The sequence below is a fragment of the Type-C symbiont of Plautia stali genome, assembly GCF_059730935.1.
Window position 1 is genome coordinate 3,529,602 of record NZ_AP035923.1, and the last position, 14,987, is coordinate 3,544,588.

The window sequence follows — 14,987 nt, forward strand, 5'->3', positions numbered from 1 at the left end:
TGAGGAATCACTGGATTGTGGAATGTAAAAAACCCCGGACCAGCCGGGGTTTTTGCTTAGGAACAGGCCTGTTACTTGTCGAACTGTTCTGACATGGTGTTGCCTGGGTTTGGCGTACGCGGTTCATCAACCGGACGTGGCGCCTTTGGCGTACCGTTGCTGTCAGAGTTGTTGCTGCCTGGATCTTCCCAGCCTGCTGGCGGACGCACTTCGCGGCGCGCCATCAGGTCGTCGATCTGCGGTGCGTCAATGGTTTCATACTTCATCAGCGCGTCTTTCATCGCGTGAAGGATGTCCATGTTCTCACCCAGAATACGGCGTGCACGCTGGTAGTTGCTGTCGATCAGGTGTTTAACTTCCTGGTCGATGATGCGGGCCGTTTCGTCCGACATGTGTTTGGCTTTCGCCACTGAACGGCCGAGGAACACTTCACCGTCCTCTTCCGCATACAGCAGCGGACCGAGTTTTTCCGAGAAGCCCCACTGCGTCACCATGTTGCGCGCCAGGTTGGTCGCCACTTTGATGTCGTTTGAAGCACCGGTAGAAACGTGTTCCGCCCCGTAGATGATCTCTTCTGCCAGACGACCGCCGTACAGCGTTGAAATCTGGCTCTCCAGCTTCTGACGGCTGGCGCTGATCGCGTCGCCTTCAGGCAGGAAGAAGGTCACACCCAGCGCACGGCCGCGCGGGATAATCGTCACTTTATGCACCGGATCGTGTTCCGGCACCAGGCGACCAATAATCGCATGGCCCGCTTCGTGATACGCGGTGGATTCTTTCTGCGCTTCCGTCATCACCATGGAGCGACGTTCCGCACCCATCATGATTTTGTCTTTCGCTTTCTCGAACTCGACCATCGACACCACGCGCTTGTTGCCACGCGCAGCGAACAGCGCCGCTTCGTTGACCAGGTTCGCCAGGTCCGCACCGGAGAAGCCCGGCGTACCACGTGCGATAATCGCTGCATCAATGTCGGTTGCCAGCGGCACGCGACGCATATGCACTTTCAGAATCTGTTCACGGCCGCGCACGTCTGGCAGACCTACCACCACCTGGCGGTCAAAACGGCCTGGACGCAGCAGCGCCGGGTCCAGTACGTCCGGACGGTTAGTCGCGGCGATGACGATGATGCCTTCATTGCCTTCGAAGCCATCCATCTCAACCAGCATCTGGTTCAGCGTCTGCTCACGTTCGTCGTGACCACCGCCTAAACCGGCGCCACGCTGACGACCCACCGCATCGATCTCATCGATAAAGATGATGCACGGTGCCGCTTTCTTCGCCTGCTCAAACATGTCGCGCACACGTGATGCACCGACACCGACGAACATTTCTACGAAGTCAGAACCGGAAATCGTGAAGAACGGTACTTTCGCTTCGCCGGCAATCGCTTTCGCCAGCAGCGTTTTACCGGTACCCGGAGGGCCCACCATCAGCACGCCTTTCGGGATTTTACCGCCCAGCTTCTGGAAGCGGCTCGGCTCACGCAGGTATTCCACCAGCTCACCCACCTCTTCTTTTGCTTCGTCGCAACCCGCAACGTCAGCAAAGGTGGTTTTGATCTGGTCTTCGGTCAGCATACGGGCTTTGCTCTTGCCGAAGGACATCGCGCCCTTGCCGCCGCCGCCCTGCATCTGCCGCATAAAGAAGATCCACACGCCAATCAGTAGCAGCATCGGGAACCAGGAGATGAAGATGGAAGCCAGCAGGCTCGGCTCTTCTGGTGGTTCACCCACAACTTTGACGTTTTTGGTCAACAGGTTATCGAGTAACTTGGGATCGTTGACAGGAATGTAGGTCGTGTATTTATTACTGTCTTTTTTGGTTACGTTGATCTCACGCCCGTTAATACGTGCCTCGCGGACCTGATCCTGGTTCACTTCCGACAGGAAGGTTGAATAATCAACCCTACGGCCATTCGACTCGCTGGGCCCAAAGCTCTGGAATACTGACATCAGCACGACCGCGATGACTAACCAGAGAATCAGGTTTTTCGCCATGTCACTCAAGGGATTAACCTCATATTACAACGGTGTTAACAGACAGCGTAGGGTACTATATATCCTTCATACCTGGAATCGCGGCGCTGATGATTTTGCCTGTTTAGCCTGAAACTCAGAATTACGCATCAGAATAAACGCCGTTTCGCCTTGCTTTGATTCCGGTATGGAGGGCTACAGTTTGCGCCCTGTCGCCACAATGTACACTTCGCGCGAACGTGATCGCGAAGCGTCCGGCTTACGAATTTTCACTTTCGTAAACAGGGAGCGAATTTCCCGCAGGTATTCATCGAAGCCATCTCCCTGAAACACTTTCACTACAAAACTGCCGCCAGGTGCCAGTACATCCCGACACATTTCTAACGCCAGTTCAACTAAATACATGGAACGCGGGATATCGACCGCAGGCGTACCGCTCATGTTCGGCGCCATGTCCGACATCACCACCTGCACTTTCTGGTCGCCCACGCGCTCCAGTAACGCTTTCAACACCGCTTCGTCGCGAAAATCGCCCTGCAGGAAGTCAACGCCAACGATGGGATCCATCGGCAGCAGATCGCAGGCAATAATACGGCCACCCGAACCAATCTGTTGTACCACATATTGCGACCAGCCGCCGGGCGCAGCGCCCAGGTCAACCACGGTCATACCGGGTTTGAACAGCTTGTCACCCTGCTGAATTTCATCCAGTTTAAACCAGGCGCGCGAGCGCAACCCTTTTTTCTGTGCCTGTTGCACATATTTATCGCTAAAGTGTTCCTGAAGCCAGCGACTGGAACTGGCCGAACGCTTTTTACCCGTCATAATATTTCCAGTTAAATCGTCATCGTAGCGATAAATCAGCACGCAATGGGTCGCGTTGATTTGGCGATATACCCGAGATGGCGGTAGAATGAACCGTTTTCAATCCCTGAGTAAGCAAAAAATACGATGAATCTGAGTACCAAACAAAAACAGCACCTGAAAGGCCTTGCCCATCCACTGAAGCCCGTGGTCATGCTGGGCGGCAATGGCCTGACTGAAGGCGTGCTCGCCGAGATCGAACAGGCGCTCGAACATCACGAATTGATCAAGGTAAAAATTGCCTCGGAAGATCGTGAAACCAAGCAGCTGATCGTGGACGCTATCGTGCGTGAAACTAAGGCAAACAACGTTCAGGTCATCGGCAACGTGCTGGTGCTGTATCGCCCTGCCAAAGAGCGCAAAATTACTCTGCCACGTTAAGCGTACCGTTACGGCTCGTCCGACGGGCAGAGAAAGTGCCATGCTCCTGCATGGGATAAAAGGCCGCAGCGCGGCCTTTTTCCTTTCTTTACAATATGCAGCTGCGCATTTCAAAGCGTAGCAATATCTTAGATGTATTCCACTTTCAGCACTTCATATTCCACATCGCCGCCTGGGGTTTTAACAATAGCCACGTCATCCGCCTCTTTGCCCACCAGACCGCGCGCCATCGGCGAATTCACGGAAATCAGGTTCTGTTTAAAGTCCGCTTCGTCATCACCGACAATCCGGTAAGTAAACTCTTCATCGGTATCGACATTCAGCACGGTGACGGTGGCGCCAAAAATCACGCGGCCGGTTTTCGGCATGGCGGTCACGTCAATCACCTGTGCATTGGAGAGCTTGGCTTCGATCTCCTGAATACGCCCTTCGCAGAACCCCTGTTCTTCGCGCGCGGCGTGGTATTCGGCATTCTCTTTCAGATCGCCGTGCTCACGGGCTTCGGCGATAGAGGCGATGATGCGCGGACGCTTAACGGTTTTCAGTTCGTTCAGCTCTTCACGCAGCTTCTCAGCGCCTTTCAACGTCATCGGAATCTGATTCATTTTGGCTCCTCGTCATCTATCCTGGTTAACGGCGTCATCCTGACCGGTGACAGCAGAAGATCGGCTTCTGCGGCGCGTAACCTCTTTTCACAAGCAAAAGAATCCTGACCCGGAAAGCTTTCCGGGTCAGGTATCGGTTTTGCATTTTGATACGTATTTTACCCCAGAGTTCCCTGTGGGTCATTGTTTACTTTGCACCGTCCGGGGACATAGTATTGACGCCTTCACCCGTCAGTTACCGCGAGATTATGCGATTTTCACGACTTGTTACCGGATTAACCTGTGCGTTTATGCTGCAGGCACAAGCAGCACCCGTTGAAGAATACATGCAGTATTTGCCAGACGGCGCAAACCTGGCGCTGATGGTACAAAAAGTGGGCGCATCCACCCCGATAATCGACTATCACGGCAAACAGATGGCGTTGCCGGCCAGTACCATGAAAGTGATCACCGCGCTGGCGGCACTGCTGGAGCTGGGTCCGGACTTCCGTTTTCAGACCACGCTGGAGACCAAAGGCGCGGTCAGCGATGGCACCTTAAACGGCGACCTGGTGGCGCGCTTTGCCGGCGATCCGACGCTCAGCCGCCAGGATCTGCGCAATATGGTGGCGGCGCTGAAAAAGCAGGGCATCAACCATATCAAAGGCAATCTGGTGATCGACACCTCGGTGTTCGCCAGTCACGATATGGCGCCAGGCTGGCCGTGGAACGATCTGACACAGTGCTTCAGCGCCCCGCCAGGTGCGGCGATTGTTGATAAAAACTGCTTCTCGGTTTCGCTCTACAGTGCCAATACGCCCGGCGAAAACGCCTTTGTGCGCATCGCCTCTTACTATCCGGCGCACATGTTCAGTCAGGTGCGGACGATCGGACGCAACAGCGGTGACGGGCAGTATTGCGAGCTCGACGTGGTGCCCGGCGAGCTCAATCGCTACACGCTGACCGGCTGTATGCGCCAGCGTGCGGAACCGCTACCCCTGGCGTTTGCCGTGCAGGATGGCGCCGCGTGGGCCGGCGAGATCCTTAAAGCGCAGCTGCGCGACGCCGATATTGATTACAGCGGCCATTTAGTGCGCCAGACGCAGGTGACATCACCGGGCACGGTGCTGGCCTCAACGCAGTCCGCACCGCTGCACAACCTGCTGCACACCATGCTGAAAAAGTCAGACAACATGATCGCTGATACCGTGTTCCGCACCATCGGCCATCACTACTTTAACGTGCCGGGCACCTTCCGCGCCGGTTCGGATGCGGTCAGGCGTGTGCTGCGTGAAAAAGCTGGCGTCGACCTCGGCAACAGTATTCAGGTGGATGGTTCCGGCCTGTCGCGTCACGACCTGATCGCGCCGGATACCATGATGCAGGTGCTGCAGTTCATCGCCAAAAATGACGCCACGCTGAATTATATTTCGATGCTGCCGCTGGCAGGTTATGACGGCACGCTGCAGTATCGCGGCGGTCTGCACGAAGCGGGGCTGGATGGCAAAGTGTCGGCAAAAACCGGTTCGCTGCAGGGCGTCTATAATCTGGCTGGGTTCATCACCACGTCGAGCGGTGCGCGCGTGGCCTTTGTCCAGTTCCTCTCTGGCTATGCGGTACCGCCGGAAGACCAGAAAACACGGCGGATTCCGCTGGTGCGCTTTGAGAGCCGCCTCTATACCGACATTAACAAGAACAACTAATGAAACTGTTGATCGTTGAAGATGATGCGTTACTACAATCGGGGCTGGCGCAGGCGCTGAGCAGCGAGGGCTACGCCGTGGATTGCGCTGGCAGCGCGGCGGAAAGCAACGCCCTGCTGCGCAGCAGCCAGTACAGCCTGATCGTGCTGGATCTCGGCCTGCCGGATCGCGATGGCGCCACGCTGCTGCGCCAGTGGCGGCGCGACGGCATCGCGGTGCCGGTGCTGATCCTGACCGCGCGCGATGCGCTGGAGGATCGCGTCGACGGGCTGGACGCCGGTGCCGATGATTACCTGGTCAAGCCGTTTGCGCTGGCAGAACTGCAGGCGCGGGTGCGCGCGCTGATCCGCCGTTATCAGGGGCACAGCGACAACCTGCTGCAGCAGGGCGATCTGACGCTCAATCTCAGCTCGCAGCAGGTGCTGCTGGAAAATCTGCCGCTGGAGATCACCCCCAAAGAGTTCGCCCTGCTCACCCGCCTGCTGATGCGCGTGGGGCAGAATGTGCATCGCGAAACGCTGCAGCAGGATCTCTACAGCTGGAACGACGATCCCGGCTCCAACACTTTAGAAGTTCACATTCATAATCTGCGCCGCAAGCTGGGGAAAGATCGCATCAAAACCGTGCGCGGCGTTGGCTACCGGCTGGAATTGCGCGAATGAACAGCATGCGTCAGCGGTTACTGATTATGCTGGCGCTGATTCTCCTCACCTGCCAGGTGATGAGTGCCATCTGGCTGTGGCACGAAAGCCGCGAACAGATCAGTTTCCTCGTCAACGAAACCCTGTCGGCCCAGGCGCGTAACGATCGCGTGGAGAATGAGATCCGTGAGGCCATCGCTTCGCTGTTGCTGCCTTCGCTGGTGATGGTAAGCCTGACGCTGCTGCTGTCGTTCTGGGCCATCAACTGGATTATCCGTCCGCTCAAATCGTTACAGGACAGCCTTGCCCACCGCTCTGCCGACAACCTGACGCCGCTGCCGATTTACTCCGAGATGGATGAGATCGTTGCGGTCACCTCCTCCATCAACCAGCTGTTTTCCCGTCTCGACCACACGCTGCAGCAGGAGCGATTATTCACCGCCGACGCCGCGCACGAGCTGCGTACGCCGCTGGCCGGGCTGCGCCTGCATCTCGAGCTTCTGCATCAGCAGCAGGTGCCGCAAAGCGCCATGCTGATTGAGCGTATCGACCAGCTGATGCACACCGTCGAACAGCTGCTGATGCTGTCGCGCGCCGGTCAGGCGCTGGCGGGCGGCCACTATCAGCAGCTGCAGTGGCAGCGTGACATCATGCAGCCGCTAATGCCGGAGATGGCTGAACTGTATGCTCAGCGTCAGCAGACGCTGCACTGGCCAGACGGCGACGATGTGCCACAGCAGGGTGAAGCGGTGCTGCTGCGCCTGATGCTGCGCAATTTGCTGGAGAACGCATCGCGCTACAGTCCGGAAGGCAGCAGCGTGCAGGTGAAGCTGCGTCAGGTGCAACAGCAGGTCTGGGTTGAAGTGTGGGATCAGGGGCCGGGTATTGATGCCGATGCGGCAGAAGAGCTGACGCAGGCGTTCCGGCGGCGCGATCAACGCTATGGCGGCAGCGGTCTGGGCCTGAATATTGTGCTGCGTATTGTGCAGATGCATCGCGGCAAACTGGAACTGGTCAACCGCGAAGACAGCAGCGGACTGGTCGCCCGCTGCTGTTTGCCAACGCAACTGATTGGCTGAACGCCATCAGAAGTGGGTGTTGAGGCTCATATAGTAAGTACGGCCTGATTCGTTATAGGTATTGGCACCGGCACCGTAGAGATAAGCGCCGGTGGTAGCATTACCGGTGGTTTGCGCATTGCCCTCACGGAAGTGGCGCTTATCGAACAGGTTATCGATGCCCAGCGTCACGCTGGCGTACTTATTAATATCGTAAGTACCGCTCAGGCCGATAATCGAGTACGGGCTCACTTTGTCGGTGGCGCTGCCGGTCACCGGCTGTCCTTTGTAGTCGTACTTCTTCGGCGTCTGGGTGCCGTACCACGTCAGGGTGGTTTGCAGCGACAGATCCTGCGTTGCCTGCCAGCTTAGCGTCGAGTTCAGCGTATACTCCGGAATGATCGACAGACGATCGCCGGTCTCCTTGTTCTTGCTCTGCAGCATGTAGGTGAAGTTGTTATTCCACATCACGCTGTCAGAGAAAGGAACATTGACCGTACCTTCCAGCCCTTCCACCACTGCTTTCGGCACGTTCTCCCAGCGATAGATATCCGTGGTGCCGTTAGAGGCTTTAGCTGAAGGCGCATAGCCGGCTTCAATCTTGTTACGGTAGTCGTTACGGAACCAGGTCAGACCGGCCTGATAACCTTCATGCTTCCACTCCAGCCCAACTTCTTTATTGATGCTGTTTTCCGCTTTCAGATCCGGATTACCCTGCAAATAGCAGGCGCCGGTGCTGGCGGCGCAGCCCTGGCCGTTGCTGTACAGCAGGTAGTTCGGGTTCGTCTGGTACAGACTCGGCGCTTTATAGGCCCGGCCAATCCCCATCTTCAGCGTGAAGTCATCGCCCAGCCCCTGTGACAGGTTAAGCGACGGGCTCCAGTTGTTGCCAACGATGGAGTGATGATCGAAGCGCAGCGCCGGCGTCAGCATGGTGCTGTCGGTCAGCTCCATGTTGTCTTCGGCAAACAGGGAGAAAATCTCCGCCTGGGCATAAGGACTGCGGCCGGTGCTGGTGATGCCTGGCACAGCGCCGTTGCTGGCAGCCTGGGTGGTCGACGAAGGATCTTTCATGCGCTGCTGGTTCCACTCGGTGCCCAGCGTCGCGGTCTGATTGACGCCCAGCTCAAACGGCAGGCTGATTTCACTGTGCAGCAGCACATCGTCCAGCTGAATGGTATTGAACCCGCTGTTGGAGAAGATCCCTTCCGTGCCGCCCGCCAGACCTTCATTAATGCGCGTATTGCGGGTTTTCTCGTAGCGCGCCCAGCTGCTGGTGCTGATGCCGTTATCCCACGCGCCGGTCCATTTCAGTGAAATATTCTGGCGATACAGACGGTTGGTTTCATCGCCGTACAGGCTCTTCACCAGCGCGTTAGTGTTGGTGTTCTGCGTATCGCCCGCGTACAGGTTGCCCTGACGACTGTAACCGGCCTGCAGCTCCAGCGTCTGCATGGGGGCAAACGCCCAGCTCAGCAACGCATTGATGTCTTTGTTTACCGAGCCTTCGCGGCCTGCCGGGTAGCTGCCGGCATAGCTGCCGGTGCGCGCTGCCGCATGTCCTTCATTGATGTCGTATGCGTCGGCCTGGGTTTTGGCTAAACCGCCATACAGCCGGAAGTTGAAGTCGTCGCCCAGCGGCCCTTCAAGGCTGAAGTTGGTGCGTTTGGTCGCCCCTTCCGATTTGTGTTCCGGCGCGTTGAAGTAGGTATTCCACGAACCGTGCCACTGCTGATCGCTGTACTTTTTGGTGATGATGTTCACTACACCGCCCGCCGCGCCGTTACCGTAGCGCACCGCGGCCGGCCCGCGAATCACGTCGATGTGATCAATCATCTCCGGCGGCACCCAGTTAGTATCGCCGCGCGTATCACGCTCACCGCGCCAGCCGAGACGCACTGAGTTACGGCTGGTGATCGGCATGCCGTCCACCATGATCAGGGTATTTTCCGGTCCCATGCCGCGAATATCGATCTGACGGTTGTTGCCGCGCTGGCCGCTGGTCGAGTTACCGGTCAGGTTAACCCCCGGCATGGTACGGATAATTTCTGAGACATCGCGCGCCGGCGGATGCTTTTTGATCTCATCGGCGGTGATGGTGGAAACCCCCGGTGCCTGCAGCGTCTGCTGCTGGGCAGTCACCATTAAGGTGCCACCGTCCATTGCGCTGGCGTCGGGAGAAGAGGCGTTGCTGGAAATCGTCTTGCTGGAAGTCTCTGCTGCCCAGGCGCTGCCGGAAAGCAGTGAGGCGCTGAGCCCCAGTTCGATCAAAATAGCGAAGGTTAACCGCGAGTAATGCTTCATTTTTTTTCATTCCTGGAAGGCCAGTTCTGCGCCACAGCGGAGTGACTGGCGAGCCGGTGAGAAGATCCCTGTCTTTATCGCGCAGCCGTTCACACCTGGCAGGGCCATCCTTTGCTGAATCCCATGACTTACCGGGTGCCAGACGGAACGTGCGTGCTCATTTTGAGCGCAGTCACCCTATTGCAAATGCAAATAATTATCAATAGTATTATTTATCAATCCTATGTAAACCTCCCCGTACAGACGGCGACTGGCAGCCCCTATGACCTGGCGAAATGATGGAATTGGTAGCGAAGCCTGGTGGCAGGAGCAACAGACTCAGGGCATTCCGCGCATTGAGCCGCAGCAGGATGGCACCTGTCTGGTGACCTTCTTCTGGCGCGATCCGCAAGGCAGTGAAACCACCTCCCACACCCAGCGCGTGTGGATCAACATCACCGGCGTGACCGATCATCACCAGCAGCGCCCGCCGCAATCGCTGATGCGCGTCGCCAGTAGCGATGTCTGGTACTGGCAAACCGTGCTGCCGTCACACTGGCGCGGCAGCTACTGCCTGATGCCGGATCGGCAGGCCAGCGATTTCAGCGGCGAGCCTGACATGCATGCGCTGCGCCACTGGTGGCGCGAAAAATTCCCTGCCGCGCAGGCCGATGCGCTCAATCCGCTGCGCAGCTGGTCCGGCGGACGCGGCATGGGCGTGTCACCGCTGCACCTGCCTGACGCGCCCGACCAGCAGGTGTGGCGTGCGGTGGATGAGGGCCGCGCCCCGGCGCTGACGCTGCAGGAGCAGCAGTGGGACAGCGCGCTGCTCGGCAATCGTCGCCGGGTGTGGCTGTACGCCACAGGCGAGGCGCAGCACGGCCCGCGTCCGCTGGCGATACTGCTCGATGGTCAGTTCTGGGCGCAGCAGATGCCGATTGCCGGACCGCTGCAGCAGCTGACGGCCGCGGGCAAGCTGCCGCCGGCGGTCTACCTGTTTATCGACATCATCGATCGCGAACACCGCAGCCGCGAGCTGCCATGCAATCCGCAATTCTGGCAGGCGGTGCAGCAGGAGCTGTTGCCGCAGGTGGCACGCTGGATGCCGTACGATGCGCAGCCGGCGCGCACGCTGGTTGCCGGACAAAGCTTCGGCGGTCTGGCCGCGGTGTTTGCCGCGCTGCACTTTCCCCACACCTTTGGTAATGCGCTCAGCCTGTCCGGCTCCTTCTGGTGGCCGGAGCGTGGTAACCCGCATGGCTGGCTGCTGCAGGCGCTGGACCATGGCCTGGCACCTCGCCAGCCGCTGCGTTTCTGGCTGGAAGCAGGCCAGCGTGAAGGCCTGATTCTGCAAGCCAATCAACAATTACAACAACAACTTACCGCTGCCGGCTATCAGGTGCATTACCAGCCGGTAGAGGGCGGCCATGACGCGCTGTGCTGGCGCGGTGGCCTGCTCGACGGTCTGCAAGCTTTGTGGCGCAATCCAAATTCATTCATCACGCCAGACGTGAACCGGAGCGACAGTAAATTCTCTGATGAACGACACTATGATTGACCAACAAACTCTGCCGCTGGTGGCGGCGCAGCCTGGCATCTGGATCGCCGACCAGCTCAGCCGCCATCACAACGCCTACGCGGTCGCGCACTTTGTCGAACTGCGCGGCGACATCAACAGTGCGCTGCTGGCGCAGGCCATCGTCGACGGCATGCAGGAAGCCGATACCCTGAATATGGCGTTCGGCGAAATCGACGGCGAGCCGCTACAGTGGCCGCAGCCGCAGACCTTCAGCCTGCCAGACATCGTTGATCTGCGCGGCGAAGCGGATGCCGCTGCCGCCGCACGCGCCCTGATGCGTGCCGATATGCAGGGTGACCTGCGTGTGCTGAGTGGCGCACCGCTGTGGCACCATCGTCTGTTCCGCCTCGGCGAGCAGCACTGGTTCTGGTATCAGCGCTATCACCATCTGGTGGTGGATGGCTTCAGCTTTACCGCGCTGACGCGCCGCATCGCCAATCTGTACAGCGCCGCCGTACAGCAGCAGCCGCCTGAGCCGACACCGTTTATTCCTTTCAGCGCCGTGGTTGACGAGTATCAGCGCTATCAGCAATCGGCGTCTTACACCCGTGACGGCGAATTCTGGCGCGAAAAAGGCCGCGCCTTGCCCGCGCCCGCCTCGCTGTCGCCATTGCCGCTGGCCGGTCAGAGCGCCAGCACCGATCTGCTGCGCCACAGCGTCACGCTGGATCGTCACCGCTTCCAGACGCTGACCAGCCAGCATCCACAGCACAGCGCCGCCGATCTGGCCTTTGCGCTGGTGGCGCTGTGGCTGGCTCGTCTCAGCGGACAAAATGATTTTGCTGCCGGCTTCATCTTCATGCGCCGCATCGGCTCCGCCGCGCTGTGCGCCACCGGTCCGGTGATTAACGTGCTGCCGATGGCGGTGCACTATCAGCCGGAACAAACGCTCGGCGATCTCGCCGCTCAGCTGGCCGCGGAAGTGAAAAAAATGCGCCGCCATCAGCGTTACGATGCTGAACAGGTGCAGCGCGATCTCGGCCGCCTCGGCGATAGCGATCCGCTGTATGGCCCGGTGATCAACCTGAAGATGTTTGACTACCAGCTCGATTTCGCCGGCATTGAAGGCATCACGCATCAGCTGGCCTCCGGCCCGGTGCGCGATCTGGAAATCGCGATTTACCTCAGCGAGCACGGCGATCTGACGCTGGAGCTGCTGGCGAACGCGCAGCGCTATGCTGCGGAGACGCTGCAGCGCCATGCCAGCCGCTTTGCCCTGCTGCTCAGCCAGCTGGCCGCGCAGCCGCAGCGCGCGCTGGGCGAGCTCGATCTGCTGACGCCAGCGGAGCAGCAGCAGATTGCGGCCATCAATCAGACCGCCCATCCGCTGCCGGCGGAAACCCTGGCGTCGCTGCTGGCGCAGCAGGCGCAGCGCACGCCGGACGCACCGGCGCTGGCCGATGCGCAGCACCAGCTGAACTATCGCCAGATGCAGCAGCAGGTATTCGCGCTGGCGGCCGATCTCAGTGCGGCTGGCGTGCAGCGGGGTGATATCGTCGCCGTGGCGCTGCCGCGTTCGGTGCAGCTGTCGCTGGCGCTGCAGGCGATTGTGACGCTCGGGGCCGCTTATCTGCCGCTGGATACCGGCTATCCGGACGAGCGGCTCCAGCTGATGCTGGAAGATGCCGCGCCCAAAACGCTGATTACCGCTGCCGCGCTCAGTGCCCGCTTCCGCGCCATCGCGCCGGTCAGTCAGCTGCACTTTGACACCCTGTACAATGCCGAACATGCACCGGCACCGGCCAGCGCGCCGACGCCGCAGGATGGCGCGTACATCATCTATACCTCCGGCTCTACCGGCCGGCCGAAAGGCGTGCTGGTCGGCCATCAGGCGATCGTTAATCGCCTGCTGTGGATGCAGGATCGTTATCCGCTGCAGGCGGATGACGTGGTGCTGCAGAAAACGCCAAGCAGTTTTGATGTCTCGGTGTGGGAGTTCTTCTGGCCGCTGCTGGTCGGCGCGCAGCTGGTGATGGCGCCGCCGGATGCACACCGCGATCCAGAAGCCTTACAGCAACTGTTTGCCCGCTACAAAGTCACCACCACGCATTTCGTACCCTCAATGCTGGCGGCCTTTGTCGCGGCGCTCGACCACCCGGCCGCGATAGCGTGCTGCGCCAGCCTGCGCAACGTGTTCTGCAGCGGTGAAGCATTGCCCACCGATCTGTCGCGCAGCTGGGAAACATTGACCCGCGTGCCGCTGCACAATCTGTATGGGCCGACCGAAGCGGCCGTTGATGTCAGCTGGTATCCGGCGTATGGCGCGGCGCTCGCCGCCGTCGATGGCCCGAGCGTACCGATCGGCTTCCCGGTGTGGAACACCGGCCTGCGCATTCTTGATGCGCAAATGCAGCCGGTGCCGCCGGGCGTGGCCGGCGATCTCTATCTTACCGGCATTCAGCTGGCGCATGGCTATCTCAACCGACCGGAGCTGACCACCAGCCGCTTTATCGCCGACCCGTACGCCGCTGGCGAGCGCATGTACCTGACCGGCGACGTAGCGCGCTGGCTGGACAACGGTGCGGTGGAGTATCTCGGACGCAGCGATGACCAGCTGAAGATCCGCGGTCAGCGCATTGAGCTGAACGAAATCGATCATGCGCTGTGCGCCCAGCCCGGCATTGAGCAGGCGGTGACGCATGCGGTGGTGCTGGGTAGCGCGACGGCACAGGGCGATGCGCGTCAGCTGGTGGGCTACGTGGTGGCGCCTCAGCCGGTGGATGGCGACGCGCTGCGTCACGCGCTGGCACAGCAGCTACCGGCACACATGGTGCCGGTGGCCATCGTCCAGCTGGAGGCGCTGCCGCTCAGCAGCAACGGCAAACTGGATCGCAAAGCGCTGCCGCTGCCGCAGAGCACCGCGCAGCCCCAGGGGCGCGCGCCACTGCCCGGTTTAGAGAGCACGCTGGCCGCAGCGTTCTGCCGCCTGCTGGCCTGCGACACGATCGGTGCGCAGGATGATTTCTTTGCGCTCGGTGGCCATTCGCTGCTGGCGATGCGCCTGGCCGCGCAGCTGCGCCGCGAGCTCCAGCTGCCGGTCTCGGTTGGGCAGATCATGATCGCGCCGACGGTGGAAAAACTGGCGACGCTGCTGAGCGATGGACAATCCCATCAGCAGGCGGGCTTTGAAGCGGTGCTGCCGCTGCGTAAAGGCAGCGGACCGACGCTGTTCTGCTTCCACCCGGCGTCCGGCTTCGCCTGGCAGTTCAGCGTGCTGCAGCGTTATCTTGACCCACGCTGGTCACTGGTCGGCATTCAGTCGCCTGACACGCAGGGACCGCTGAATCAGAGCGCGCACCTCGATGAGGTCTGTGAGGCGCATTTGCGTACGCTGCGCGAGGTACAACCGCACGGGCCCTACTATTTCCTCGGCTACTCGCTGGGCGGTACGCTGGCGCAGGGCATTGCTGCCCGGCTGGAAGCGGCGGGTGAAGAGGTCGCCTTCCTTGGCCTGCTCGACACCTGGCCGCCGGAAACGCAGAACTGGGATGAGAAGCGCGGCGAGAATGTGCTGGATCCGGCGGTGCTGGAGGAGGTGAATCGCGAGCGCGAACAGTTTATCGCCGCGCAGCGCCATCAGGCCGGTGAAGAGATGCAGGCCATGTTCGATACCATCGAAGCCAACTACGCCAGCTCGGTGCGTCTGCTGGCCACGGCGCGCAGCGCACGCTTCGGCGGCCGCGCTACGCTGTTCCTCGCCGAACAGACGCAGCAGCCAGGCCAGGATGCGCGCCGCGCCTGGGCGCCCTATGTCGGTGAGCTGGCGGTGTGGCCGATGGATTGCGCCCACGTCGAGATTATCTCGCCTCGCATGTTTGAGCAGATCGGGCCGCTGTTGCAGCAGTTGCTGGCGTAGCGGTTTTGCCCTAACCCTCTCCCGGCGGGAGAGGGAACCGTATGGCAGAAAACGTTTAC

10 protein-coding genes are annotated in these 14,987 nt (G+C 59.9%); 6 read left to right on the top strand and 4 right to left on the bottom strand.

Annotation, left to right across the window (positions count from 1 at the left end):
* Positions 1-71: 71 nt before the first annotated feature.
* Together ftsH and rlmE are read right to left on the bottom strand one after the other, a co-directional pair.
* Positions 72-2,000 (bottom strand): ATP-dependent zinc metalloprotease FtsH, encoded by a 1,929-nt coding sequence (gene ftsH / locus AC6I7J_RS16715; RefSeq protein WP_021507707.1) that lies wholly within the window; start codon positions 1,998-2,000, stop codon positions 72-74.
* A gap of 174 nt (positions 2,001-2,174) precedes the next feature.
* On the bottom strand, positions 2,175-2,804 hold the full coding sequence (gene rlmE, locus AC6I7J_RS16720; protein WP_021507708.1) for a 23S rRNA (uridine(2552)-2'-O)-methyltransferase RlmE: 630 nt from the start codon (positions 2,802-2,804) through the stop codon (positions 2,175-2,177).
* Between the two features lie 126 nt (positions 2,805-2,930).
* Here rlmE and yhbY point away from each other — a divergent pair, with 126 nt between their 5' ends.
* Positions 2,931-3,224 (top strand): ribosome assembly RNA-binding protein YhbY, encoded by a 294-nt coding sequence (gene yhbY, locus AC6I7J_RS16725; RefSeq protein WP_010617345.1) that lies wholly within the window; start codon positions 2,931-2,933, stop codon positions 3,222-3,224.
* A gap of 128 nt (positions 3,225-3,352) precedes the next feature.
* Here the strand turns inward: yhbY and greA are convergent, their stop codons facing one another.
* A complete protein-coding gene (greA, locus tag AC6I7J_RS16730) occupies positions 3,353-3,829 on the bottom strand; it encodes a transcription elongation factor GreA (RefSeq protein ID WP_021507709.1) in 477 nt (158 codons plus the stop codon).
* Positions 3,830-4,077: 248 nt separating this feature from the next.
* On the opposite strand from greA, the gene dacB reads away from it, so the two are divergent.
* The 3 genes from dacB to pmrB are packed head-to-tail and all read left to right on the top strand — an operon-like array spanning position 4,078 to position 7,231.
* A complete protein-coding gene (dacB, locus tag AC6I7J_RS16735) occupies positions 4,078-5,511 on the top strand; it encodes a serine-type D-Ala-D-Ala carboxypeptidase (protein ID WP_031279733.1) in 1,434 nt (477 codons plus the stop codon).
* A complete protein-coding gene (pmrA, locus tag AC6I7J_RS16740) occupies positions 5,511-6,173 on the top strand; it encodes a two-component system response regulator PmrA (RefSeq protein WP_021507711.1) in 663 nt (220 codons plus the stop codon). Before dacB ends, pmrA begins: the two co-directional genes overlap by 1 nt.
* Positions 6,170-7,231, top strand: coding sequence for a two-component system sensor histidine kinase PmrB (gene pmrB / locus AC6I7J_RS16745; protein WP_058774882.1), 1,062 nt, complete (start codon positions 6,170-6,172; stop codon positions 7,229-7,231). The genes pmrA and pmrB overlap by 4 nt, the downstream gene beginning before the upstream one ends.
* Before the next feature lie 6 nt (positions 7,232-7,237).
* Here the strand turns inward: pmrB and AC6I7J_RS16750 are convergent, their stop codons facing one another.
* Positions 7,238-9,514, bottom strand: a complete 2,277-nt coding sequence (locus AC6I7J_RS16750; RefSeq protein ID WP_498006220.1) for a TonB-dependent siderophore receptor — start codon at positions 9,512-9,514, stop codon at positions 7,238-7,240.
* A 262-nt stretch (positions 9,515-9,776) separates the two neighbouring features.
* Between AC6I7J_RS16750 and fes the strand changes: the two genes are divergently transcribed.
* The gene (fes, locus tag AC6I7J_RS16755; RefSeq protein ID WP_348879927.1) at positions 9,777-11,051 is read left to right on the top strand and encodes an enterochelin esterase; all 1,275 of its coding nucleotides are present in this window, start codon (positions 9,777-9,779) and stop codon (positions 11,049-11,051) included.
* Positions 11,044-14,928: an enterobactin synthase subunit F gene (locus AC6I7J_RS16760; RefSeq protein ID WP_498006222.1), complete on the top strand. Its 3,885-nt coding sequence runs from the start codon at positions 11,044-11,046 to the stop codon at positions 14,926-14,928. Before fes ends, AC6I7J_RS16760 begins: the two co-directional genes overlap by 8 nt.
* Positions 14,929-14,987 lie beyond the last annotated feature (59 nt).

What these genes read in the sequence shown, in the direction of transcription:
- ftsH (WP_021507707.1), bottom strand. Translation starts at nt 2,000, where the DNA reads ATGGCGAAAAACCTGATTCTCTGGTTAGTCATCGCGGTCGTGCTGATG.
- rlmE (WP_021507708.1), bottom strand. Translation starts at nt 2,804, where the DNA reads ATGACGGGTAAAAAGCGTTCGGCCAGTTCCAGTCGCTGGCTTCAGGAA.
- yhbY (WP_010617345.1), top strand. Translation starts at nt 2,931, where the DNA reads ATGAATCTGAGTACCAAACAAAAACAGCACCTGAAAGGCCTTGCCCAT.
- greA (WP_021507709.1), bottom strand. Translation starts at nt 3,829, where the DNA reads ATGAATCAGATTCCGATGACGTTGAAAGGCGCTGAGAAGCTGCGTGAA.
- dacB (WP_031279733.1), top strand. Translation starts at nt 4,078, where the DNA reads ATGCGATTTTCACGACTTGTTACCGGATTAACCTGTGCGTTTATGCTG.
- pmrA (WP_021507711.1), top strand. Translation starts at nt 5,511, where the DNA reads ATGAAACTGTTGATCGTTGAAGATGATGCGTTACTACAATCGGGGCTG.
- pmrB (WP_058774882.1), top strand. Translation starts at nt 6,170, where the DNA reads ATGAACAGCATGCGTCAGCGGTTACTGATTATGCTGGCGCTGATTCTC.
- AC6I7J_RS16750 (WP_498006220.1), bottom strand. Translation starts at nt 9,514, where the DNA reads ATGAAGCATTACTCGCGGTTAACCTTCGCTATTTTGATCGAACTGGGG.
- fes (WP_348879927.1), top strand. Translation starts at nt 9,777, where the DNA reads ATGACCTGGCGAAATGATGGAATTGGTAGCGAAGCCTGGTGGCAGGAG.
- AC6I7J_RS16760 (WP_498006222.1), top strand. Translation starts at nt 11,044, where the DNA reads ATGATTGACCAACAAACTCTGCCGCTGGTGGCGGCGCAGCCTGGCATC.